Annotated in this window: 26 protein-coding genes and 2 pseudogenes; 8 read left to right on the forward strand and 20 right to left on the reverse strand. The window is 34.7% G+C overall.

Annotation, left to right across the window (positions count from 1 at the left end; genetic code table 11):
* Positions 1–440 precede the first annotated feature (440 nt).
* On the reverse strand, positions 441–1,115 hold the full coding sequence (locus tag SB775_RS19685) for a Crp/Fnr family transcriptional regulator (RefSeq protein WP_410862884.1): 675 nt from the start codon (positions 1,113–1,115) through the stop codon (positions 441–443).
* A 66-nt stretch (positions 1,116–1,181) separates the two neighbouring features.
* Between SB775_RS19685 and SB775_RS19690 the strand changes: the two genes are divergently transcribed.
* Together SB775_RS19690 and SB775_RS19695 are read left to right on the forward strand one after the other, a co-directional pair.
* Positions 1,182–2,135 (forward strand): nucleoside hydrolase, encoded by a 954-nt coding sequence (locus SB775_RS19690; protein ID WP_410862886.1) that lies wholly within the window; start codon positions 1,182–1,184, stop codon positions 2,133–2,135.
* 17 nt (positions 2,136–2,152) lie between these two features.
* Positions 2,153–3,034, forward strand: a complete 882-nt coding sequence (locus SB775_RS19695) for a ribokinase (protein WP_410862887.1) — start codon at positions 2,153–2,155, stop codon at positions 3,032–3,034.
* A 597-nt stretch (positions 3,035–3,631) separates the two neighbouring features.
* On the opposite strand, the gene SB775_RS19700 is transcribed toward SB775_RS19695, so the two are convergent.
* The 6 genes and pseudogenes from SB775_RS19700 to SB775_RS19725 all read right to left on the reverse strand — a co-directional run bounded on the left by SB775_RS19700 (position 3,632) and on the right by SB775_RS19725 (position 8,170).
* Entirely contained in the window at positions 3,632–4,885 is a 1,254-nt protein-coding gene (locus SB775_RS19700) for an MFS transporter (RefSeq protein WP_410862889.1), read from the reverse strand.
* A gap of 440 nt (positions 4,886–5,325) precedes the next feature.
* Positions 5,326–6,048, reverse strand: a pseudogene (locus tag SB775_RS34705) (YrvL family regulatory protein).
* Positions 6,049–6,253: 205 nt separating this feature from the next.
* A complete protein-coding gene (locus SB775_RS19710) occupies positions 6,254–6,565 on the reverse strand; it encodes a hypothetical protein (protein WP_410862891.1) in 312 nt (103 codons plus the stop codon).
* Positions 6,562–6,747: a hypothetical protein gene (locus tag SB775_RS19715; RefSeq protein WP_410862893.1), complete on the reverse strand. Its 186-nt coding sequence runs from the start codon at positions 6,745–6,747 to the stop codon at positions 6,562–6,564. The genes SB775_RS19710 and SB775_RS19715 overlap by 4 nt, the downstream gene beginning before the upstream one ends.
* 434 nt (positions 6,748–7,181) lie before the next feature.
* Positions 7,182–7,616 (reverse strand): annotated as a pseudogene (locus SB775_RS19720) (recombinase family protein); the annotation flags it as partial.
* 356 nt (positions 7,617–7,972) lie between these two features.
* Positions 7,973–8,170 carry an IDEAL domain-containing protein gene (locus SB775_RS19725; protein WP_410862895.1) on the reverse strand — a complete coding sequence of 66 codons (198 nt, stop codon included), beginning with the start codon at positions 8,168–8,170 and terminating at the stop codon, positions 7,973–7,975.
* A 598-nt stretch (positions 8,171–8,768) separates the two neighbouring features.
* Between SB775_RS19725 and SB775_RS19730 the strand changes: the two genes are divergently transcribed.
* The 3 genes from SB775_RS19730 to SB775_RS19740 all read left to right on the forward strand — a co-directional run bounded on the left by SB775_RS19730 (position 8,769) and on the right by SB775_RS19740 (position 12,302).
* The gene (locus tag SB775_RS19730) at positions 8,769–9,275 is read left to right on the forward strand and encodes a hypothetical protein (RefSeq protein WP_201221175.1); all 507 of its coding nucleotides are present in this window, start codon (positions 8,769–8,771) and stop codon (positions 9,273–9,275) included.
* 143 nt (positions 9,276–9,418) lie between these two features.
* Complete coding sequence (locus SB775_RS19735; RefSeq protein WP_410862897.1) at positions 9,419–10,390, forward strand: amidase domain-containing protein; 972 nt, start codon at positions 9,419–9,421, stop codon at positions 10,388–10,390.
* A gap of 481 nt (positions 10,391–10,871) precedes the next feature.
* Positions 10,872–12,302, forward strand: a complete 1,431-nt coding sequence (locus SB775_RS19740; protein WP_410862950.1) for an IS4 family transposase — start codon at positions 10,872–10,874, stop codon at positions 12,300–12,302.
* Positions 12,303–12,643: 341 nt separating this feature from the next.
* Here the strand turns inward: SB775_RS19740 and SB775_RS19745 are convergent, their stop codons facing one another.
* The 3 genes from SB775_RS19745 to SB775_RS19755 form a co-directional block, all read right to left on the reverse strand.
* Complete coding sequence (locus tag SB775_RS19745; RefSeq protein ID WP_081109037.1) at positions 12,644–12,838, reverse strand: CDGSH iron-sulfur domain-containing protein; 195 nt, start codon at positions 12,836–12,838, stop codon at positions 12,644–12,646.
* A 577-nt stretch (positions 12,839–13,415) separates the two neighbouring features.
* Positions 13,416–13,997 (reverse strand): TetR/AcrR family transcriptional regulator, encoded by a 582-nt coding sequence (locus SB775_RS19750; RefSeq protein ID WP_089364843.1) that lies wholly within the window; start codon positions 13,995–13,997, stop codon positions 13,416–13,418.
* A 44-nt stretch (positions 13,998–14,041) separates the two neighbouring features.
* A complete protein-coding gene (locus SB775_RS19755; protein ID WP_410862899.1) occupies positions 14,042–14,539 on the reverse strand; it encodes an ester cyclase in 498 nt (165 codons plus the stop codon).
* A gap of 311 nt (positions 14,540–14,850) precedes the next feature.
* Here SB775_RS19755 and SB775_RS19760 point away from each other — a divergent pair, with 311 nt between their 5' ends.
* Positions 14,851–16,023: an MFS transporter gene (locus SB775_RS19760; protein WP_410862951.1), complete on the forward strand. Its 1,173-nt coding sequence runs from the start codon at positions 14,851–14,853 to the stop codon at positions 16,021–16,023.
* A gap of 381 nt (positions 16,024–16,404) precedes the next feature.
* Here SB775_RS19760 and SB775_RS19765 read toward each other — a convergent pair whose 3' ends face one another.
* Positions 16,405–16,770, reverse strand: coding sequence for a cupin domain-containing protein (locus SB775_RS19765; RefSeq protein WP_410862953.1), 366 nt, complete (start codon positions 16,768–16,770; stop codon positions 16,405–16,407).
* Between the two features lie 252 nt (positions 16,771–17,022).
* The gene (locus SB775_RS19770) at positions 17,023–17,217 is read right to left on the reverse strand and encodes a hypothetical protein (protein ID WP_089364840.1); all 195 of its coding nucleotides are present in this window, start codon (positions 17,215–17,217) and stop codon (positions 17,023–17,025) included.
* A 409-nt stretch (positions 17,218–17,626) separates the two neighbouring features.
* Between SB775_RS19770 and SB775_RS19775 the strand changes: the two genes are divergently transcribed.
* Positions 17,627–18,244, forward strand: a complete 618-nt coding sequence (locus SB775_RS19775) for a cell wall hydrolase (protein WP_089364839.1) — start codon at positions 17,627–17,629, stop codon at positions 18,242–18,244.
* A gap of 300 nt (positions 18,245–18,544) precedes the next feature.
* On the opposite strand, the gene SB775_RS19780 is transcribed toward SB775_RS19775, so the two are convergent.
* Entirely contained in the window at positions 18,545–18,850 is a 306-nt protein-coding gene (locus SB775_RS19780; protein WP_410862900.1) for a VanZ family protein, read from the reverse strand.
* Between the two features lie 217 nt (positions 18,851–19,067).
* On the opposite strand from SB775_RS19780, the gene SB775_RS19785 reads away from it, so the two are divergent.
* Complete coding sequence (locus SB775_RS19785; protein WP_410862955.1) at positions 19,068–19,235, forward strand: peptidoglycan-binding domain-containing protein; 168 nt, start codon at positions 19,068–19,070, stop codon at positions 19,233–19,235.
* Between the two features lie 30 nt (positions 19,236–19,265).
* Here the strand turns inward: SB775_RS19785 and SB775_RS19790 are convergent, their stop codons facing one another.
* The 7 genes from SB775_RS19790 to SB775_RS19820 form a co-directional block, all read right to left on the reverse strand.
* Positions 19,266–20,030, reverse strand: coding sequence for a LolA family protein (locus tag SB775_RS19790; protein ID WP_410862902.1), 765 nt, complete (start codon positions 20,028–20,030; stop codon positions 19,266–19,268).
* Positions 20,027–20,551, reverse strand: a complete 525-nt coding sequence (locus SB775_RS19795; protein ID WP_095392373.1) for a sigma-70 family RNA polymerase sigma factor — start codon at positions 20,549–20,551, stop codon at positions 20,027–20,029. The genes SB775_RS19790 and SB775_RS19795 overlap by 4 nt, the downstream gene beginning before the upstream one ends.
* Positions 20,552–20,744: 193 nt before the next feature.
* Positions 20,745–21,218: a hypothetical protein gene (locus SB775_RS19800; protein ID WP_410862904.1), complete on the reverse strand. Its 474-nt coding sequence runs from the start codon at positions 21,216–21,218 to the stop codon at positions 20,745–20,747.
* Between the two features lie 194 nt (positions 21,219–21,412).
* Positions 21,413–21,580 carry an anti-repressor SinI family protein gene (locus SB775_RS19805; RefSeq protein ID WP_410862905.1) on the reverse strand — a complete coding sequence of 56 codons (168 nt, stop codon included), beginning with the start codon at positions 21,578–21,580 and terminating at the stop codon, positions 21,413–21,415.
* Positions 21,581–22,190: 610 nt separating this feature from the next.
* Positions 22,191–22,526, reverse strand: coding sequence for a hypothetical protein (locus SB775_RS19810; protein ID WP_410862907.1), 336 nt, complete (start codon positions 22,524–22,526; stop codon positions 22,191–22,193).
* A gap of 30 nt (positions 22,527–22,556) precedes the next feature.
* Positions 22,557–23,009, reverse strand: a complete 453-nt coding sequence (locus tag SB775_RS19815; RefSeq protein ID WP_410862957.1) for a DUF4279 domain-containing protein — start codon at positions 23,007–23,009, stop codon at positions 22,557–22,559.
* A gap of 118 nt (positions 23,010–23,127) precedes the next feature.
* Positions 23,128–23,391: a CPCC family cysteine-rich protein gene (locus SB775_RS19820; RefSeq protein WP_410862908.1), complete on the reverse strand. Its 264-nt coding sequence runs from the start codon at positions 23,389–23,391 to the stop codon at positions 23,128–23,130.
* Positions 23,392–23,438 lie beyond the last annotated feature (47 nt).

The following is a 23,438-nucleotide window of genomic DNA, read 5'->3' on the forward strand; positions in this document are numbered from 1 at the left end:
TAAGCTAACCACTACTACTGCCTTCATGATTCGGGACTTCCACCCTATAGATTGCACCCATGCCGGGCGCACGAAAAAGCTGCCTTAAAGACAGCTCCAATCTTCAGGTAACGCACCCGTTAGTTCATTAAGGGACTTCTATTAAAATCTTCTCGTAAGACTTTATTTTGTGCTCCAAAGTGCCTTATATTCTTACGAATCTGGTTCACATGTCTAATGAACGCACTTATTAAAGATTTTTTTGCTTCAATTTCTTTATCAGTTCCCCTTCGAAAAACATAAGGGCTGTCAAGTCGGCCTGTTTTTTGTACGAACTTAAAGTTCCAAACCACCCTCGATCTTAACTTCTCTTCTACTATATAAAAAATAGTAGCACAGTCCCTGGCGAAGGTCTGTGCTTCTAATCTTAGTATGTTTATTGAAGAAATTTATAGGACCTTTTAAAAGATTTTTTCAAGATAATTTTCAAGCTTTACTATTGAAACCACCTTGAATCTCTTCTCTTTAAAGTCAATGTAGTTCTCGTTTATACATTGAGAAATGGAACGATTTAGACTTCTTATTGGAGCACATACCTCGCTTGAGAGTGCGTGTTTGGTCAATGTTTTTAAATCACCAATTTTGTAATGAGCATGAATACTGTACAAAATACGGTCCTTAACTGTTAAAAGTGATAGTTTAGCTACAGTATCCGAACTTGTAATTAATTTTGCTGCTAAGTGTTCTATCAAATAAGAAGTGAAATTAAAATCTTGCTGCATCCATTTGTAAACCAATGTCTTATGAATAGCTATCGTTTCACAATTTGTTTTCGCAGTGACACTTAGAGTTTTTATGTCTTTATTAAAAATCTCAACTTCTCCAAAACAACTATATGAATGATATTTATATAGAGAAATCATTGAACCATTAGAGCTTTGTCTAAAGACTTCAGCACTACCTTTAATTAATATATATAGGTAATCGTTATCTTCAAAAGGATGAATAATAAAGCTGCCTTTTAGATATTTACGATAAATAAACTCTTTTTTTATTTCATCTGGGGCCTTGTTAATAATCATTTCAAGGTTCATTTCCTCACCAACCATTTCTTTTTGATCTTGGGCTTTGGTCAAATGACCTATTTTAATAATAATCTACAGTATATACTGACTTCAAATCTATTTATTGGAGGAATGAAAATGAGAAAAATAATTATTGATACAGATACAGGAAGTGATGATGCAGTTGCGTTAATGATGGCACTAAAATCAACGGAAGTTGATGTTCTGGCTATTACGACTGTTTGTGGAAACGTACCTCTGGAACTCTCAACTAACAATGCCTTAATGACTGTAGAAGTAACGAATGCCCAAAAGCCACCTATTTATGTAGGAGCAGCTAAACCACTAATGAGAGATCTTGTAACAGCAGTTAATGTACATGGTGAAGATGGTATGGGAGATGATAACTTAATTCATCCTACCATTAATCCTGAACCTGGACACGCAGTTGACATGATCTTAGACTTGGTAGAAAAAAATTCAGAAGAAATAGAAATTGTTACTATAGGTCCGGTTACAAATATAGCACTTGCCATATTAAAAGAGCCTGAAACCATGAAAAAAGTTAAGCGTATTTATTCGATGGGTACTGCTGGGTTTGGCCCTGGAAACACTACACCTGTAGCCGAATTTAATGTATATGTAGATGCAGAAGCATATAGCATTATGATGCAATCAGGAATTCCTATTAGTATTATCGGCTTTGATATTTGCTTAGGCGAAGCAGCTTGGAATAGAGAAGATATGGAATTTTTAATGGCGAGCCAAAAGGAAGAAGCAGTGTTTGCCGTTCAATGTAACCGTTCCCTTCTAGAATACAACCTACAAGCAAGTGGAGGGCACTTTGTTGATTTGCCTGATGCAGTGGCAATGGGTGTTGTATTATGGGATGATATCGTTCTTGAAGACAAGTTATGTTACTGCTATGTGTGTACCACAGAAGAAGCAACTTATGGCCAAGTTATCATAAATGATGGGAGTAAATTAGCTATCTCAGATGGCTTTGGTGGCAATTCTCCTAATGCAGCGGTCTGTAAGACCATTGACAATCAGTTGTTCAAGAAACGGTTATTAGAATTATTGGTAATTTAACATTACGGGGTGTTTTGATGAAATTTTTAAATTTTGGATCGTTAAACATTGATATAGTTTATACAGTTCCTCGCTTTGTTACAGGAGGTGAAACGTTATCTTCGTTCAGTTATGCTGAGTATCCAGGTGGAAAAGGATTAAATCAATCTATAGCTCTTGCAAAATCTGGTGCACAGGTTTTTCATGCAGGTAAAATTGGCAAAGATGGTCTGTTTCTAAAACAAGAATTAGCATTAGAAGGAATTAGTGTTGAGGGAATATATGAAGACGGTTCGATAACAGGGCATGCCATTATTCAAGTGGCTTCGACAGGTGAAAATTGCATTTTACTCTATGGTGGGGCGAATAAGGAAATAACTGTTGAACATATTGATAAAGTATTAGGGGACTTCAATTCTGATGATATCCTAGTTCTGCAAAACGAAATAAACTGTTTAGATTACCTGGTTAATGCTGCTCATAAAAAGGGGTTAACCATTGCGCTTAATCCCTCTCCAATAAGTGAGTCTATTAAGAACTTAGACTTTTCAAAAATTGATTTTCTAATACTAAATGAAATCGAGGGACGAGAAATTAGTGGGGAAAAATCACCTAACAGAGTACTCGATTACTTACTATCAAACTATAGCAATTTAAAGGTTGTGTTAACTTTAGGCACAAATGGTGTCGTATATAGAGACAATGTACAAGAATATAAGCAAGAGGCCTATAAAGTCAAAGTGAAAGACACAACGGCAGCAGGCGACACTTTCTTGGGTTATTTCCTTAGCATGATTTCCCAGAAATCTGATATTAAATTTGCACTTACAGTTGCATCAAAAGCTGCTTCGCTTGCAGTATCTAGAAAAGGCTCCTCTTCTTCTATCCCAGTTTTAGCAGAAGTACTGGGTAATAGATAATGAACTTTACCGTTAAGCGTTACTAAATCGATTTTAACTGACCCTATTAACTTTAGAGGAGTATTATTCAACATCGGGCGCAATTGTTTGAATAAAACTTAGATTTTTAAACGACTTTTTTGTTAAAGCATCCTTTATAAAAAATATAACAACTTTATTTTACCCCCATCTAAAACAGGATGGGGGCATGTGTTTTTGAAGTATTAAAATTAAATACTTATTGTAATCTTGACATTTCCTTATTGCGGGTGGTGACAGCTTCGCTGGTACTACCCCTATTCGTAAGTCCAATCCAAGATTTTCATAAAACTCCATCGAACGTTGTAAATCATGAACTGGCAGATGAACCTCATATAAGCCTTTAATCATATTATCCATCTCCTCTAAACAATATATTATAAAACCTTAGTCAATTCAAAAGCTAATCTGCCCCGTTTAGTTGCATAAAGAAAAAACTGCCTTTAAAGACAGTTCCATTCCTAAGCTAACGCACCCGTTAGTTCATTAAGACTAATTGCACAGTTTGTGTCATAACGAAACAAAAGACATTCTACATTAAATAAGCCAACGGAACCGTTGGCTTATTGTTTAAAAAGTTTACAATTGGTTTTCAAAGTTTTTGCTAGCTCCATCTATAGATATTGTTAAATACTTTCTAGAGGTAATAAGATTAATAAATGAAAAACATAAGGAAATCGAGGCAACAATAAATACAACTACAATGCTGTATCGCTGGCCCAGTATTCCCATCATAAGAGTTGATAACCCGAATGTTGCCATTATTAAAGAACTCTGAACTGCATAAACCTTAGCCAAAAGCTTTTCCCTAACTAAACTTTGGATGATTGTATGAATAGAAATCATCCTTAGTTCTTCGAATAAACCATATAAACCAATAAGCAAAAGAGAAAGTATGGGATTTACATTAACTCCAAATAAAAGAGTCATTAGAAAGACCATAAAGCCTCCAAGCAATAGCACATTCTGAATATTTTTGTTAATGAATTCAGATTGTCTATATGCAAGTATTCCTGCTAGAAATAAGCCTAATAATAAAGAGGTGTTTATATAACCCCACCACTCAGTTCCTACACTTAGCCTTTTGTCTATAAAAGGGTATAGAATGGATGATACCCAAACTGGACTAGCTATAGAACCAAAAAATAAGGTTAAATGAAGGACACGCAGCCTCTTATCTTCTGCAATTAATCTCCAACCTTCAAACATTGAAGTCATTTTAATTTCCTTTACTGATAATTCTTCAAGTTCTTCAGATTGTTTCTTTTCTTTGACTTTAACGAATGCCAGCAAGAATGTTGATAATACATACAAACTAAACGTCAACATTAATAGCCCATTAGAATGCAAAAATGCTGCTAATATACCACCTGCAGCCCATCCACCCATCTGAATGAATTGATGTATAGAAGACATAAGGCTATTTGCTTTTAATAAGTTTTCTTCCGAAACAAGTTGAGGTATTAATGCACTACTTGCTGGATTAGCGAAACTATCTAAAAAAGTGATAAAGAAAATAATTATATAAACCGTTTCAATCGAATCTTTAGATAATAATAATGATACGTACAGGGTTAGCACAAGTAAGATACAAGTTTTAACTAATTGAGAATTAAATAAAATCTTTTTTAACTTGTATCGATCTATGAGTAGTGGTGCTAATAATCCTCCTAAAAACCCTCCAAGCATATTTATTACAGGAACCAATGAAACATAAAATAAAGAATTTGTTACATTGTAAACGCTTGTTATAATCGCAACAATATAAAAAACATCTCCAGCATTTGCTAAAGATTGTCCTGTTATCAATACATTAAATGATTTATTCTTCAATGCAAACAACCCCTCTTATTTAATTTTTCTAAGAGAAAAATATTTGTTTACATTGGTTTCACTCCTTTGAGATCTTTTTAGATATATTTCACTCAACTTTGTATTCATTGTGATATCGAATAATAAAAAATCTAATTAGGAAGAGGGGGTGTTTGTTTATTTATGATGGTAATATTTGTATAAATAATAATAGCACAGAAAAATTCTGTTTAGAAGATACAATAAAATTACTCAGATTAGGTTCCTTATGGAACTAACCTGCCCCGTTAGTGCCATAAGAAAAAGGCTGCCTCAGCAACCTCTCTTATTGAAGTAAAGCACCCGTTAGTTGAAGAAGGGGATTTTTTCACTTGAATTTGAATGATTTATTTTATTTATTCACCTATTATGGTTTATTCCCATCTACTTGATGGAAGCATTGCTTTTATTAGGTTATTGATTTACTTTTTATTTTTTTCTTTATCTTTATCATCAAAGGCAACTTCAATAAAGAAGAATAATAGAACGGCACCGATTTCTATTGTCACTGGAATGGTAATACTATTCATGAATTCATCTACTGTGTGTAATGACAATCAAGTAAATGTGCAATCAATGACGATGCGTGTGATAAATAATTGATATTTACCTAACACATATTGTGATGATAACTTGATGAAGGCGATGGAGAATAAATCAAATATAAAACCGAGAAGAAAGAAAAACAAAACAAAAATTAAGAGTGAATAAAGAGATTCATACTGCACTCCGAATAAACTGAAAAAACCTGCAATGCCTAAGAAAAAAATCCCTAAAACAAATGAAATGGACAGGATAGCAAGGAATGTTAAAGCTGTAATGACAAATATCTTATTAAATAAATTCATGTCTCGGAATGAATCACTATTATTATCTTTATTCATTGTTTGTAACATATCCTTTTTCGTAAATTTAAAATGGCTAATCACTTCTCCATAAAGACATCTTACCAAAAACCCTTCACAATTATAGGAAAATATTCCATCCTTTATGGCACTAATCTGCCCCGTTAGTTCATCAAGAAACTCAGCAACATTATTTAACAGAGCTTTTAAAAAAAAACACAAAAAGCCCCATTTTTTGGGGGGCTTTTTGTGTTTGCTGATAGGACTCCAAAATGCTATATAAGCACTCCTTTCCGTCATTCTCCCTTTAATTCAGCTAAATAGTGCCTTACGGCACTTTCAACTAGTTCATAAACCGTCCTATCATGAATGATTGCTTGTATTTTTAGTTCCTTCATAAGTTCAACATCCATATCGAATGAAGAACGTTTTCTTATAACGTTGGTTCGTTCCATGGTTGGTGCTGATTGTTCGTTTGCTTGTTTAACCTGTTCTTTACCACGTTTTATGCCAACGTTAGAACGTTGGTTGGTATTGTTAAGTTGGTATTGTTAATAGGTTCTTTATTTACATTAGTTGAAACGTTCGCCTTTGCTTTTCCTGCTGTTGCAAAGTCATAAATAAGCTGCTCTTGTACCGTTTCCTCGTCACCTTCACCAACGAAATACCAGCCTTTTTCGCCTGAATTTCTATACTCATAACCGGCTTTATTCAATGCTTTTCTTAGTAATTTTTCTGAAAGATGAACATCAGCCCTTTTGGCAATATTCGCTGGTTTATCAGTTTTAATTAACTCCAAGATTTCACCGATTTTCATTTAGTAAGCTCACGGGAAAACCAATACTTCGTTTTGATATTTTGATAAGTACCAATGTCTTTGATCAGCTCGGCAATAAGAGCATAACCGCAATATGTGTGCCTTAGCGTGCTAAATTCATCCAATGTGACATAATCATCACTCTTTAATTCAACGTGACACTCTCCACAACAAATCCCCATATCCAACACCTCCACAAAGTATATTGATATATTCGTCGAAACTTGGTGACCATCCTTCTTTTGTACAAAAAACAGGTCTATTGACGGGCCTTTAATGTTTATTAGTTTTTCAAAGTTATCTGGAACCTTAATAAATAAAGGAGAGTACAGTTATTAACACAATGTTACAATAACACACATTCAAAATGTAAATTTTGAGTACACTCATAGTAGATTATTAAAAATGCTATTTTAAGTGGATTTTGTGTGTAAAATTTAAGTTGTATAATAAATGAATTAGATAAGTAGATTGAAAGGATGTCACTTTAGGCGATAATTTGCACTTATTTTGCAACTTTAAAACCCAGCTACCTTCATAAGAGAAGATTAGCTGGGTTTCTTCATTATTCCTGCTTTTCTAAATACCGATAAATCGTTGTTCGAGATACACCTCATTTTTCTGCGACGTCTTTAATCGGTGTACCATTTTCAATTAGTGATTTCATCATTTCAATATCTTTCGGTCCAAATTTTCCAGGACGTCCTCCAAGTCGACCACGTGCTCTACCTGCAGCTCGTCCGGCAGCCGAACGTTCCTCAATTAAATTACGTTCAAATTCCGCAAATGCCGCAAACAAATGAAACATCAATTGGCCTGTGGCATTACTTTTGTCCATTGTTAAATTTTCTTGTAGACTGTGAAAGCCCACACCACGTTCAATTTGAATTAAATCTTGCATATTGCGTCCTAATCGATCTAATCGCCAAACAACAATCGTATCGCCTTCACGTGTACTGAAGTGTTTCCTCTAACCAGGACGCTGTCTTTTTGCCCCACTCATTTTATCGTGAAAAATTTTGGAACAGCCATATTGCGTATGAGCGTCCATCTGTAAATCTAAATTTTGTCATCCCGTCGACACACGTGCATATCCAATTACACTCAAATCACTCTTTCTTATTATTCCTTTATATTTTTTGTAACATAAGATAAAAATAGATAGGTTATTGAACGTAGAATAATGAACAGAGTTTTGTTACGATAAAGGCAATAAAAACGTCCTTTTCAAATCGAACAGTGGTGTGTTCAGAAAAGGACGGGTTTTGGAACAAATAATAACTTATTTATAAAATCGTGCTTAATCGATAAAAATTAAATAAACGCCAATCCCTTAGATATGGGATTGGCGTTTTAGCGCACTTCTTAAAGTTACAAATATGTTAAGTTCATTTTATAAACAACATTTTAAGGAATGTTGTTCAATTCCTCTGTTAATCGTAGGAATTCTTCTTTGTTTCTATCCTGTAATGACTGGTCAATCTCTTTTCGGATTTGCTCTTTTCGGAAATTAAGAAGGGCTTTGTTTATCACCATTTCAGCAAATTCAGAATCCTTGACGTTTATTTCAGGTTGTGGTGGTGTATTAGCCAAATTCTTCTCCATAGGAAACCAACTCCTTGACCTTTTTTCTATTATACCGAAAGTTTCCAGACTATTCAAATAATTAGCCAAGTAGTTCCAATGAAATAATCCGTTTGCTCAATGAAAATGAATAAGTGAAAAACATAAGTGAAAAAACAGGTGTAACAAGAATGAATAGGGGTAGCGTCACATCGCCATCAAGCTAACAATAACGAGTTACCCCAAAACGATAATAACGAGTAAGATGCACAAAATTTTCGTTCTGGGGTATTATGATATCTTGCCTTGATGGGCATGTGGTTTTTTTTGTCATGCGCATTTTTAGAGTTACCATAAACCCATTGATATCACTGGGTTTGTGAAAATATCATGTTCATATTTTATTTTTATAAAAAAAGATAGTTTACTTTAATAGCTTATGGTAAATTAAGGGAACGTAGTTATAAAAAGTTATATAAGGGGAATTTCATGAAAAAGATGTTGGGAATAAAGTAATTACAAAAGTTAAGTTAAGGCAAAACCAATCCACCATTTTAAATTATAAAATACGACAAAAAAATGTTATAATTTAACTGTTAATAAAAGGATAAATACATTAGACTGTTCAGGAGGTTTTTTTTTGAAATTCTCATTAGGAAAGAATAAGGTCCTAGCCATGTTTCTAGCTCTATCTGTAGTTATTATTGGATGTTCTAATAGTGAGGTTACAGTGACAGAGGATATGGATAAAATCATTACAGATACAATAATAGAAGAAGGTAAAGATTCTGTCAGTTCGACTGATAAACAATTCGAAGCTCACAAGATTTATGGGACTGAGGAAAAAGATGGTATAACTAGCGTTTATCTTCACACTGTTTATGAGGGATATGATAAAGGGACTGGTGACGAAATTAAAGCTGGGTTTTCTTATCCTGTTTTGATTAAATTAGCTAAAGAGAAAAATGCATATGTAGTAAAAGAGTATAGGATTCCAGAAGATGGCGCTGAATATACAAAATCAATTGAAGAAATGTTTCCTAAAAAATATGCCAAAAAAGCAATTAACCAAAAAGAAGATACTGTTCACGAATTGGAAAAAGAGATACAAAAAGAAGTTGATAATTGGATAAATAGTACAAAGTGAACAAAATCAATACTAGTAATACCCTTATCTTCTGATAAGGGTATATTTTTTTAATGAATTAATTTGTATAAAATTGAATTATATTACATTTTTTACTTTTTATGTGTATAATTAAATTTGCACTAAAAATTAGGAGGAGTTATATGAAAAAAGAATTAATTTCGTGTTTTGTTTTTACATTATTAGTTTTTGGACTTTTTCTGAATGCTAATCAAGGTTCGGCGGCTGAGAAGCAAAGGGATGATTATACATTTGGAGAAGTAGAAAATATTTTAGTTGAGTATTTGAAAGCAAACGGGTACTCATTTAATATTGGTTCAGAGGAATTTACTACATACGTTATTGAACAATTAGATAATGATACTGACGAACAATTAGCAGCTAGAGATGATTACGGATTGATTACAGCTTATTTAGCAGAATATTTGTATAGAACATCAATAGTAGAAACTGAAGTAGAAAAAGATAGCGTATTGTCTTTAAATGAATCTGAAGAAGAAATTAGTGCCGAATTAGATTCAATTAGTGACATAACACTTGGTGAAATGGCAAAGGAAATTGAAGAACAAGAAGCAGCAGATGAATTGACAAGAGAAAGCACAATTGTAGCATATAAAACTGGGACAGTAGATGTTGCTGCTGGTAGAAATTATGCTAAAAAATATGCCCATGACTATAACCCAAACTACCCTGAATATTCAAATGATTGTACTAACTTTGTCTCTCAAATATTATCTGCTGGTGGAAGAAGACAGGTTGTTAATCAAAGCACCGCAAAATTAACATCCGATAATAAGTATTGGTATATTAAGAGCTTACCAAAAGGTGGAAAGGGAAGAAGTAAATCATGGTCAGTAGTTCCAGATATGTATTCCCACCTAACAAGAACACAAAAGGGGTATAGCAGTACAAGTAAACAGAAAATCATTGATAATGCTAAGGCTGGCGATGTAATACAATTTAAGAAAGCTGATGCAGATAGATATACTCATGGTATGTGGGTTTATTCAAAGTCATCTAGCAATCTTAAACTTTCTGGTCATACAAATGATTATGTAGAAAGAAGCTTTAATGCTATTACAGGTTATAAAACTTTTAGAATAGTAAAGATGTAATAGTTCAAAAAAGGCCCAAATACAACGTTTACGAACATGGTTAATAAAACAGAGAATATTTATAATTTTATTTCTTGGAATCATCATCGTTTTTGCAATCAAAGATCCAATAAGGTACTAATTAGGGGTCTTTACTAATTAATATGTTTAGTTTTTGACAAAGAAGACCCCTCCTTTCACTAAATGGAGGGGTCTTCTTTTTTCAAGGGTTACTGCGAAGAACTAGGTTTATCTATCAGTGAGGCGGTCTGTCTACTGGTAGAACGTGAAATGGTAGGGACCGAGAGTGTATCCGAAGAACTAGCGACTACAGATAATGTAAAATGAATGATGATATAGTTGATACGAATACAAAAGTAGTCAAAAAGTCTATTAATAATGGTACTTCAAATACAAATAGATTCGTAACGACACAATGGCAAGTAGACGCACAGCTTCCATGCCCCTATTGGGGTTTACGAGAAAGGATGGTGTTTTTTTTATGAATCCTATCATCTCCAGTGAACTGACACTTTTTGCACAAGAATTACAACGTTTTCTATCTCCAATTGTCCTACAAGAAACTGCCAAACAGGTGGGCTTTGTACAACGATCTAGTAAGTATCAAGCAAATGGACTTATCGCCCTTTGCGTTTGGCTCAGCCAAGAAGTCGCTAGTACATCACTTACGCAATTATGTAGTCGTTTAGAGGCTTCGACGGGTGTATTAATAAGCCCAGAAGGGCTGAATCAACGCTTTAATCCAGCAGCTGTCGCATTTCTTCGAGAAGTCTTTACTTCTCTTCTCACACAAAAATTCTGTTCAAATCAATCGCTTTCTGCACACATGATCTCTACTTTCAATCGTATCCGTATTTTAGATGCGACAGTTTTTCAACTGCCTGATCATTTCGCCACTGACTATCGAGGTTCTGGTGGGAGTAGTCATACGGCAGGCGTGAAAATCCAATTGGAATATGATTTACTTAGTGGTCAATTTCTTAACGTGCAACTTGGACCAGGAAAGAATAATGATAAAACATACGGTACCATCTGCCTTGAAACCGTAGAGGCAGGCGATTTGTGTTTGCGTGATCTTGGTTACTTCGATTTAGGAGACTTACAAGCCATTCATGATAAAGAGGCTTACTTTATCTCGCGATTGAAGCTGAATACACGCATTTATATCAAGAACCCTGAGCCCGAATTCTTCAACAATGGCACGTTAAAAAAGCACACCGAATACATCCAGCTTGATATGACACAAATGATGTCTGGTCTACCCCCTGGTGAAACGATAGAAATCCACGAGGCATACATGGGCCAAAATCAGAAGCTTCCAGCACGTGTCATGATTCATCGTTTAACCGACGACCAAACGCAAACACGCCTGAAAAACCAAGCGATACGTGAAAAGAAGAAAGGCATTGTCATGAAGGAGAAAAGTAAGCGCTTGATGGGAATGAACGTCTATATCACGAACACATCGCCAGAAGAAGTCCCCACTGATTATGTCCATTCCCTCTATTCCCTGCGTTGGCAGATTGAGATTTTATTTAAAACATGGAAGTCATTCTTTGAAATTGATGAATGCAAAACGATCAAAAAAGAACGCCTAGAGTGCCATTTATATGGACAACTCATTGGCATTCTCCTCTGTTCTTCTACGATGTTTCAAATGCGACAGCTTCTGCTTGAAAAGAAAAAGCAGGAGTTGAGTGAATACAAAGCGATTTATATGATTAAAGATTACTTTCCGTTACTGTTTCAAGCGATAGCAGTTGGCACAGAAGAACTTTTGAACATTCTGCATCGCCTTTATCAGCTGCTAAAAAAGAACAGTCGTAAATGTCATAGGTATAAGAAGATGACTGTATTTGATATTCTAGGGGTCGTGTATGAAACGACGGTGAAGCATAGACAAGCTGCCTAGCGAAAAAATCGCGTTTTAATAGGCTTCTTCGGTATGCCTACTATTCCATCACTCGCTAGTTTTGAAACAAGGATCATTTCATATCTAGTCATTTACGTTGTTAGCTTGATGGGTATGGGGTAGCGTCAGGAAAATGCGGATTTACAACGCTAAGGAAATGTCACCTATTAAAAAAGCCGATTTCCATCATGAACTGCACCTCCATTGTTAGTTGTGTCTAACAATTGGGGTGCAGTTCAATCTCAAGGAATACATACTCTTTCGTAAAAGAAAAATGAATCGGGCAGCTTTTTGGGTTCGATTTCCCAAAAGGGTGCCCTAAAGCTTCTGTCCCACTAGCTTTATTCTGCCCTAACTACGCTTTCGAAATTACTTTTGTGGGATCCGTCACAAAAAGGTTTATTATCGGAAAGTCCACATCTGCATAGGGAAAAGGCTTCTTTTGTTTCAATTTTATTCCCTTCACCATCGACTAGCTCTACATTCCCTGATACACGTAATGAACCATTATCATTAACTTTAATAGTAGCTATAATAAATCACCTCTTTTTTAAAACATTTTTGCCATGGGGGAATAAATTTAAACGATAAATAAGTTCTACTTCCTCAATATTATTTGATTGACATCCTGCAATTACCAAAAGAAGAAGTGTTATACCAATAAAAACACACCACATTTTATCGCGCTCCCCCTTATTTTTAGAGGATATTACTTTAAAAAGTTCCAAAAACCTTATTCTACTAACCTGATCCTTTAGCTGCATAAGAAAAAGCAATCCTTCTTAATGAAGAATACTTTTCTAATATTAGTTAGTATCGCTGTTAACTAATGTGAAAACTCAATGGTATTGTTACTTTAAATAAAGTTTGATCAAATTGATACTAATAACCTTGATAAACGCACCAAAAAGAAAAAGCGTGTTTTGAAAAAAGATTGATCAAAATACGCTTTTAATATAATTAATGAATCATTCTTTTATTAAAAAACTTGCCGTAACTTAGTTAATAAAAATTAGCATTACAGCTGCAATCGATTTTATAGATTGGGCATTATACAAACCCCATTTATTCACAGAGACTGACATGATTGATAAAACTGGAATTTTGATGAATTTATTTTAATAATGATAATATCATCGCTACAGAATTATCTACAAATGAACGCTCTGGACGAGATTTCATTAACACGGTAAGTCCGATTAATGAAACGACTAGTGTCTGTGCTAAAACTTTAGCATTAAGGCTGCTTTCGAGCTCACCTGAGCGAATACCTCGGACAATCGTTTCTTGAAATATGATCGAAAGATACATCTGATGCTCCCTTGTAAGGATTTCAAATTTTTCATCGTGAGGGGCAAGTTCCACCATTGTATTAATGCAAAAACACCCCTTGTTCGGACTTTCTTTATATTCCTCTTCCACCAAATCTTCAAAAAATGTGTGAAATGCTTCCTTTACAGATAGATTGTTTTGAAGTTTTGTTCGAATATGGGAAGCATGTAGCTTTGTATATTTGCGTAATGCAGCCTCAAACAATTTCTCTTTGTCTCCAAAAGCTGAGTATAAGCTTGGTCGTTGTATCCCCATTTTGGCAGTCAAATCGCTTAGCGAAGTAGCCTTGTACCCCTTCTCCCAAAAAAGCAACATAGCATCATCCAACGCTTTTTCCTCATCAAATTCACGTTGTCGAACCATAATAAATCCCTCATTTCAAAAAACAAAATTTCTTCATTAGATAATTAATCTTGTTCTTGATTCTTTTTTATTTGCTCAATGATTCCGAATCTGTCCACTTGAATCCAGTATTCCACTATTTTTCGTTCCTCTAATCGGTATACGGCACTACCTATTTCAATAACCTCTTTATTTGTAGGCAGATAACCCTCATACTCTCCAATATGCATTCCTGTCTGCTTCCATCTGACATGAACTTTTTGATTTTGAGAAATTAATTCTTGAATTTCAATTTTAAATTCCCCCCATGAATCTATCATTTCTCTTATATGCTCAGCATAATTCTCAGGTGACCTTTTAATTGTCACCATGCTTTCTGAATTCACTTGATGTGCTCTTACCTCTTTCGCCATAAAAAACTTAGCTTGTTCGGGATTGCAACCTGATCTGACAACTTCAAAGAAGCTTTTTATAATCTGTTCGTTTGTCTGTAGGAATTTTGGAGATGGTGAATCGCCCCCAGATAATTCAGTTAATTCGTTATTCCCCGGTATTTGATTCATGGATAATTAATCCTCCTTTTAATTACCAATCGGTATATTATGATTTTATTTAATTAAAGTTCTATTGTCAAATTGTGATGATACTTTCAAGAACAGCATTCAAATAACTGCATAACTTACTTGACATCAAAACGTTTTGTTGGTTATCCTTTATTAGGAATCATTTTGTACCGAACGATATATTATACTGTTAAGTACAAAAAAAGGGGATGTAAGTAATGGTAAAGGTGAAGGTTAAAGAAAAAACAACAATTAAAGTTGAAGATCATGATACGAAAACAGATCAGTTACAAATAGTATCCGGATCAACCATGACTCGCTATATGGCACTATTGTTTGCAACAGCCTGTGGGATGGCTGTCGCCAACATATACTATGCACAACCGTTGCTAGACTCACTGGCGACCGAGTTCGGTATCGCCCATTCATCCATCGGCATTGTCATTACCATTACTCAGCTTTGTTACGCGCTAGGACTGCTACTGCTGGTACCGCTCGGTGATCTACTGAATCGACGTCGGCTAATCATCGGTCAGATGCTTTTATCCGTGTTGTCTCTGATTGTGGTTGGCATTGCCCCCATCATCACAGTGCTTTTCACGGGATTAGCTGCGGTCGGACTGCTTGCTGTGGTGACTCAGGTGCTCGTAGCGTTCGCATCGACTTTGGCTCCCCCAGCCGAGCGTGGACGTATAGTCGGCTTGGTGCAAAGTGGAGTCGTGATCGGCATTCTGCTCGCACGAACATTCGCTGGTGTACTAACCGATCTCGCCGGTTGGCGTTCGGTCTATCTAGTTTCTGCCGCCATGATGCTCATCATGACTGGCGTGTTGTTCCGAGTCCTCCCGCATGATGAAAGCGAAAGAGAGTCACTATCCTATCCGCAGCTGCTTCGTTCGGTGCTCACATTGTTCATGCAAGAACGAATCCTACGCATCCGCGGAGTACTGGCTCTGCTGATTTTTACAGCGTTTAGTACATTGTGGACTTCGTTGGTGCTTCCTCTCAGTGCTCCACCATACTCTCTTTCACATACCGCTATTGGAGCGTTTGGTCTTGCTGGAGTTGCCGGAGCATTAGCTGCTGCTCATGCTGGGGGTCTGGCTGATCGAGGTTTAGGGCAGCGAACAACCTGCATAGCCCTAGTTTTATTGCTAGCATCATGGTTCCTAATCAGCTTCACCGAACACTCACTGATCGCATTAGTCATTGGCGTTATCTTTCTTGACCTGGCTGTGCAAGCAGTACATGTCACCAATCAGAGTATGATTTTCACAGTGCGTCCTGAGGCGAGAAGCCGACTTACTGCTGCTTACATGATTTTTTATTCCATCGGCAGTGCCATGGGTTCAATTGTTTCAACCAATATATACGCAAACTATGGATGGATCGGAGTATGTCTATTTGGTGCCTCTGTCAGCGCTTTGGCCCTTTTGTATTGGGTAATAACCTACCGTCTAACGGAGCAGATTAGAGAGAAATAATCGATTTTTATGTTGGTTTGAAATTTTTCAAGACCTAAAATCATACAAAGTTACAAAAAGGGGTGATACATATTAGTCATGTTGTATCACCCTTTTACTTCTTGTTCAACAAACACACGCTTATATACAGAGTTTTTTCAAAGCAGTGCAGCTTTATTTCAAATATACACGTATTCAATTAAATGGCCCAATTGTTGAATAACAGCACTCTTCAACTATCCTGCCCCGATAGTTGCATAAGAAAAGGAGCTGCTGATCAGCTCCTGATAATGAAGTAAAGCACCCCGTTAGTTCTATAATAAAAGCGATTCTTATTAAAGAATCGCGCCCGATTGTAAAATATGTAACTATGTAACTTCCTTTTATATGTTGATCCTTGGTTTAAATCCATATATTATTTTCAGTAGTTAGTTTGGAATTAGTTTCACCAGTGTTGACTACACCTTTAGGCTCTACCAGCATTATATGGCATTCCTTTTCAGCATAAGGCTTATGCTCCACACCTTTTGGTATCACATACATTTCTCCTTTGGAAAGTTTAACCTCTCCATCGCGGAATGCGATGGACATCTCGCCGTCTATCACGATGAATACCTCATCGGTGTCTTTATGATCGTGCCATACAAAATCCCCCAGAATCTTAACTAACTTAAACTGATAGTCATTCATTTCACCAATGACTTTGGGCGACCAGTGTTCACTGAATTTGGACAGTTTCTCGCTTAGATTAATAGCATTATAATTGATATAAATCCCCCCCCAGAACTATTCTTACCCTTATTTTACAACTTCGATAGATTAATTACTATTTTGATTAAGATCTCAAAAGTTTCTGCTGATCTTCCACAATGGCCCTATTGCTGAACAAAGATCAAACAGCACTCTTGAACTATCCTGCCCCTTTGCTCCATAAAAAAAGAGCTGCAAAAGCAACTCCTTTATGGAAGTAAAGCACCCTTTAGTTCAAGAAGAAAACTTTAAAATCACCTTTTAACATCTCTAAACAACAAAGATGACTGCAAGTCCTGTAAAAGAAGCAATACTTAAAAACAACATCATTCCAAAATCCAGATCTTTTATCTCTTTAAAATGATCCCGTATCAAATAAAGTAAAGGTATTGCAAAAAGTGTTGGAATACCTTTACCTGCCTTACCAAAAATATCAGTAAAAAATACACTTTCCATTGAACCCATTACTAGACCACTTAAAAGAAACAAATAAAAAAAACAAAAGAAAACTCGAATACTAGCACCTCCTACAAATTACCCTACCTTTTCTGTTACTGTTCTTCAACTAACCTGCCCCGATAGTGCCATAAGGGGTCTTGCCGCATGCCCATTAGTTAAAATTTCTTTATACCCTAAAATGAAAAAAGCTATCTTCAGCAGCATTTACACCAAAGAATAGCTTATTTTTTCATTATGGGTATAATCCTTTTTCTTAACTTGATGGCGATAGGCGGTATCCCAATAAACAGACAAATTCGTCTGAAAATTTCTTTAATTTTTGGTTTAAAATAGGAATAATGTAAGATAAATCTATTTCTCTTGTATGATAAAGTAGAATAGTAGGGAAATGAATCGAAGGATGTGGTATTATTTGATGTTAAATGTAAAAAAAATGTCGTTTGTTGTTTTTATTTGTTTCATGTTTTTTATACCAAATTCAATCTTTGCTCAAGAAATTTTACACAATGGAAGTCAAGGACAAGCAGTTTATGACTTACAAGAAAATTTAAAGAAAATGGGTTACTTTAATAGTCAACCAACAGGGTATTATGGTGCAATCACTGATCATGCAGTTAAACAACTTCAACTAGATTCTGGAATATTACCAGATGGGGTTTTTGGATTCCAAACACAACAAAAATTAAATAGTATTGAAATGATGGCCAGGGTTGTTTATGGAGAAGCTCGAGGAGAAACTTATGAAGGAAAAGTAGCTGTCGCTGCAGTAATTTTGAACCGAATGTCAACGCCAGGTTTTCCTAAAAATACTTACGATGTTATTTTCCAGACAAATGCTTTTACAGCTGTACATGATGGGCAATATTATTTGACCCCAAATAGCTATTCATATCGAGCTGTTATTGATGCATTACAAGGTTGGGATCCTACTCATGGTTCTGTTTATTATTATAATCCGTTCTCGGCAACAGATGAATGGATTTTCACAAGGGAAACAGTCATTAGAATAGGCAACCACTTATTTGCAAAGTAAAACTATACATATTGAGGAATGATATTTTTATAGTTTCGTATTATAAATATCCCATTAACTATATCGTGGGGTATAGTTGAAAGGTCGGGCAGTATTTGCCCGGCCTTTTTGGCGGCACCCCCATAAGAAAAAACTGCCTTAAAGACAGCTCCGATCTTCAGCTAACGCACCCGTTAGTTTAAGTAGAACTCTTCACATACTTTTTAGTATTTCAGTTAATACAGGAATGCTGCCCCGTTAGTGCCATAAGAAAAGGAGCTGCTAATCAGCTCCTGGTAATGAAGTAAAGCACCCGTTATTTCAAATTTGCAATCTTTCAGATTTTCCCTTACTTATAAAATGATTAAACAAAAGATAGATATATACCCCTATCACACCTCCAAGGGTATTTAGAATGACATCATCAATGTTTGTTAAACGAGAATATAAATCAAACGCTGACCCTGTAGAATTTTCAATAAATTGAATTAGTTCAATCCCAATAGAGATAAGCATTGTAACCATAATATTCGGCCCCTGCTGCAAATGCAGAGGGAGTAGAAGATATTCCATCTTCAAATTATGATGGACAAATTTTGAGTGTTGGTAAAGAATATGCAAGGTCATTTAGTTGTCAAGCTGCTACGGCGAAAACATATGAACCTTGGACTGAATCTGCTGGTTATACCTGGATTAAATCAAATGGCACTAAGGGATATGTTCAAATGCGGCCCGTGGTGGAGTCACTTTAGGTGTTGTTCTAAATGACACAACAATCGATTTTAGCAATTCCTTCTTAGTAAAGAAAAGTTATGGAGGTAACAACCCTAATTATGTAAAAGGCATTCAGGTTACATTAAAATGTTTAGGGTACTATACAGGTACAGTTGATGGTATATATGGTGATGGAAGTGAAGCAGCCGTTAAAGCTTTTCAAAAGAGAAGAGGATTAACGGTTGATGGACAAGTTGGTAAAAAGACTTATCATTATCTTTCATTTGCAGCATATTAAATTAAAAAGTAAGCTAGGACTTTTCCTAGCTTACTTTTTTGTATGATCAATTATATTTGCCTCTTTAGGCGCTTCGATTTTAAACAGTTCCAAATTAGATTTCTTATCTATTGTTTTTAGTGAAATTAGTTTCCCTTCTTCGTAAGTTTTACCATCAATAATCTGTATCTCTCGTACTAAGACATCAGTGGCTTTATCAAACCAAAGCTCAAGTGTTTCTTCTCCTGTTATAGTTATTTTGTAGACTTCTGCATCTCTATCTAGTAATGTTTTCGTTCCTAGAGACTGAATTTTTTGTTTTTCAAATTCCGAAAAAATTTTAGATTCGATAGGTGGTCCAGGATTATCGTTGGTTTCAATTTTAAATTTGTTATCATTTTTTGTGTAAGAAGCGATAGTTTTACCATCTGATACTGAAAAATCCCCGTTTTCATTTTCAGTTCTTTCTTTACTACCAGATATATATGTTGTTATTAATTCGCCTTTGCTGTTTTCTTCAACACTTACTAGTACTTCTTCGGGTGGTATTTCGCTTCCACTTCCCATCTTTTCAAATTTATCAGCCAGTATTACATTTAGAGCGTTTTGAATGGATGCCTTTACAACGGGTGTTGACAATGAACCAATACTAAGCAATAGAATTGCAGCACTTGCGATAAACCCAATTAACCATTTTGTTTTTTTTCTATTGTCATTCATTTCACTGTAGGCTTTGTTAATTCCTTTTTGACTCATCAGTTCGAACTCTTTGGGTATTTCAATATTTTCAAGTTCTTGTTTTATTTTATTTTTCATAGGATATCCTCCTTATTTAATTTTTTCCTTAACTTTTCTAATGCTCTATACAAAGTGGTTTTTATTGTGCCTAAAGGCATATGCAATGTTATTGCGATCTCATTCAAAGTGTAATCATGGAAATATTTTAAAAGAATAACGCTTTTTTCAATTTCACTAATCTCTTCAATCAAAGTTTGTAAATACAAAGATAATGCGATATCTTCTTCTTTACCAATAGTTATTAGTTCCATGTGTTCGGGTTTTATGGAAAAAACTTTTTTATGTTGTCTTAACATATCAATAGAGCAAGTAATAACAATCTTTATTAACCATGTTTTAAAGTACTTTGGTTCTTTTAAGAATTTGATCGATTTAAAAGCTTTATAAGCTACTTCTTGTACAATATCTAATGAATCTTCTTGAGTTCTCATGTAAATAAAAGCAGTTCGATAAATTTCCTCTTTATAGTTTTGAAATAATGTTTCAAAAGCGTTTTTGTCACCCTTTTGTGCTTTTCTAACTAACCTTTCAATTTTCATCACCTTCTTTTTCTCTTATTACAAATATTAGACGAAAACCTAGAGTTTTTGGCTTTACTTTTTTTATTTAAATATTTCTCACTTTTTCACTTTAACTTGAATGTATTATAATTGTAAGAATTATACGTTCAAAAGGCCGCCAATTGGCAGCCTTCTTATGGCGCTAACGCACCCGTTAGTTGAAGAAGAAATACTAATCCCTAATAAAATATTTACCTGCCTCATTTTTAATCCTTGATATTACATCGTTCTCATTAAACTCTAAAGGTATATCACCATTTCGTAGTTCATCAATCATTTCACTTATCTCATACCACTCCATCAAATCATTTGGATAATCTAAATCCGAAGCAACAATCCGATAAATCATATAAGCAAAATCAAAGGTCAATGAATGGTTATTTTCTTTAATAATTTCATTTGCTAAATGACCTATATAGGCTCTAGCACATATCTCAAGGGTTGGTTTCTCTATTACCAATTCATTCAAAGCTCTTTTAAAATAAACTTCCACTTCGAAAATATTTTCGTCAAATGGAAATGAAGAAATAATATTTACGGATGGTGATGACACATCGGTTTTTAACAAGTTGTGCGACCAATTTACATAATCCTCAGTCGAAATAGTTCTCTTTTGAATCTTGTAAAATAAAGCATTTGTTTCCAATTTATTAACCACCTTATAGGTTCTATTCCTACAACCAGATTATAATCCTTATTAAACTAAACTGCCCCTTTAGTTCATTAAGGGTAGTTTTTCAATTTAATGCGTATGTATGATAATGCTAAGAATCATAAACTGTGCAACAGTATAAAAGGTGTAAATAAAAATAGGACCTTATCGAGGTCCCGAAGATTGATTTAAGAATTAATTTCATCAATAGATATACCAGACTCTTTAGCTAAAAGAATTAAATTTATCCACTCAATATCTAAACCAATATTTGATCCAACCTCATTAATTAAATTGATAATTTTATACCTCCTAATAAACTTGAGAATGATATAACTAATTATACATTTTTCCAACGAGGTTTTATTTATAATTATCTGACAATTTTCTGCGCAATTCTACAAAAATCATCGTCTTACAAATACACTCCACTTATTAAACTAACCTGCCCCTTTAGCTGCATAACAAAAAGGTTGCTTGAGCAACCTCTCTTATTGAACTCCCGTTAGTTGCATGACTAAACCTTGGATACTTCCCATAAACCAATAGAAAACAAAAGGACCATAAGAAGGCACACTATAATATATATCGCCTTTCTTACCTTAAATGGTAGTAAAGTTATCAAAAGATAAACAAAATTACCGAAGATTCCTGCTCCACTTACTACATCACTCTGATCTTTATCTTGCTCTTTAGTATATCTAATGGACAATATTAATCCTGTTAGAGATAAAAGAACAAGGAAGAGAAACCCTATATCTATGTTCAAATCAACTTTCCTCTCTTATTTTAGCTAGATCTAGTTACTTTATATGCATTTTTAACCATCACTTTTACAAGCTTCTGAATCTAATATATTATAACTCCTTGTTGAACTAACCTGCTCCTTTAGTTGCATAAAGAAAGAACTGCCTTAAAGATAGCTCTGATCTTGAGCTAACGCACCAAGTTTAAAACTATTTAAAACTAATCACCTATGGCAAATATATGTTTTTTACGTTGTAACGCTTCTATGCAAAAAAAATTTAATTCTTTAGCAAAACGTCTAACTTTTTGTTCTTTGTCCTTTCCTTTGTATTTATTAATTACGCCATCACATATACCTATTAATTCATTAATCTCTTCTCTATACAATATTGTTTCACCATAAATATTAAGATTTAGAAGTAGACCAAACTCATTATTAGAGTCCTTTTCCCTGCTTAAAAGATATGAGTGTATTCCCTCTTCAAACTCTACATATGTTTCTTCCTTAAACGCTTCTTTATAGGTGTTAGCTAAAATGAAACTGATTCCACACATTTACTTCACCCTTCCCTGCCTTGTGCTTTTTTAGTCGTCAAAATCATTTTCATAAGGGTTTGCATACAAATCAAAATCAATTTCAGCTTTAATACTATTTGCAAATTCAATCTGTTCGTTATCAAAATACAAACCCGGTGTATCTCCATTTTCCATAATAATAACAATGATGATTTTACATTCCAGTTTATACTTTGTTTTTAACTGATTTATTATAGCTGCTTTATTTTTTAACGGTCCTAAAATCTGGTCCATTTGTTCCTTCACATCATAGGATTCTTGATAGCCCGTACTTAATTCCCAGGCTGTTTCTTTTCGATAAAGAGTTTTCGTTGAAATAACATTTGGATTATGAGGTCTTATGATGACTTCACCCTTTTTATAGGTTTTTGTTGGTTCAATTTTCAACGTTTCGGTCACATAACTTATTGGAAATTCATCTCCATACAAGCTGAAGTAAACCTTTACTTGAGTTTTGTCCAATTTCAAATTTCCCCTCCCGATAGTTGCATAAAGAAAAAGCTATCTTAATGACAACTCCGATCTTCAGCTAAAGCACCCGGTAGTTGAAGAACAAAATAATCAATTACTATATGTACCCTCACTCTAACGGTTTCCAATTTGGGTCCTTTATATCGGACTTATTTGGCTTTCTGACATACTGCAAACTTCTTTCACCTTTAGCCCCAAATTTTTTGAAATTTTGTTGTGCTTCTCTAAAGGAAACATAATTTGCTCCATCCTCATCTGGATGTTCATATTGGTAACCATCATCTTCCCAAAAACAGGTTTCACAAATATCATAAGTTCCTGGAGGTTCTTCATCTAATGTTTTATATCCACAGCAAGGACAAGTATATTTCATACAATCACCTCTTTGTTGTTTGTTTTTCTTTTTTATAGTTAAACATA

It is taken from the genome of Peribacillus sp. SIMBA_075, from assembly GCF_046534585.1.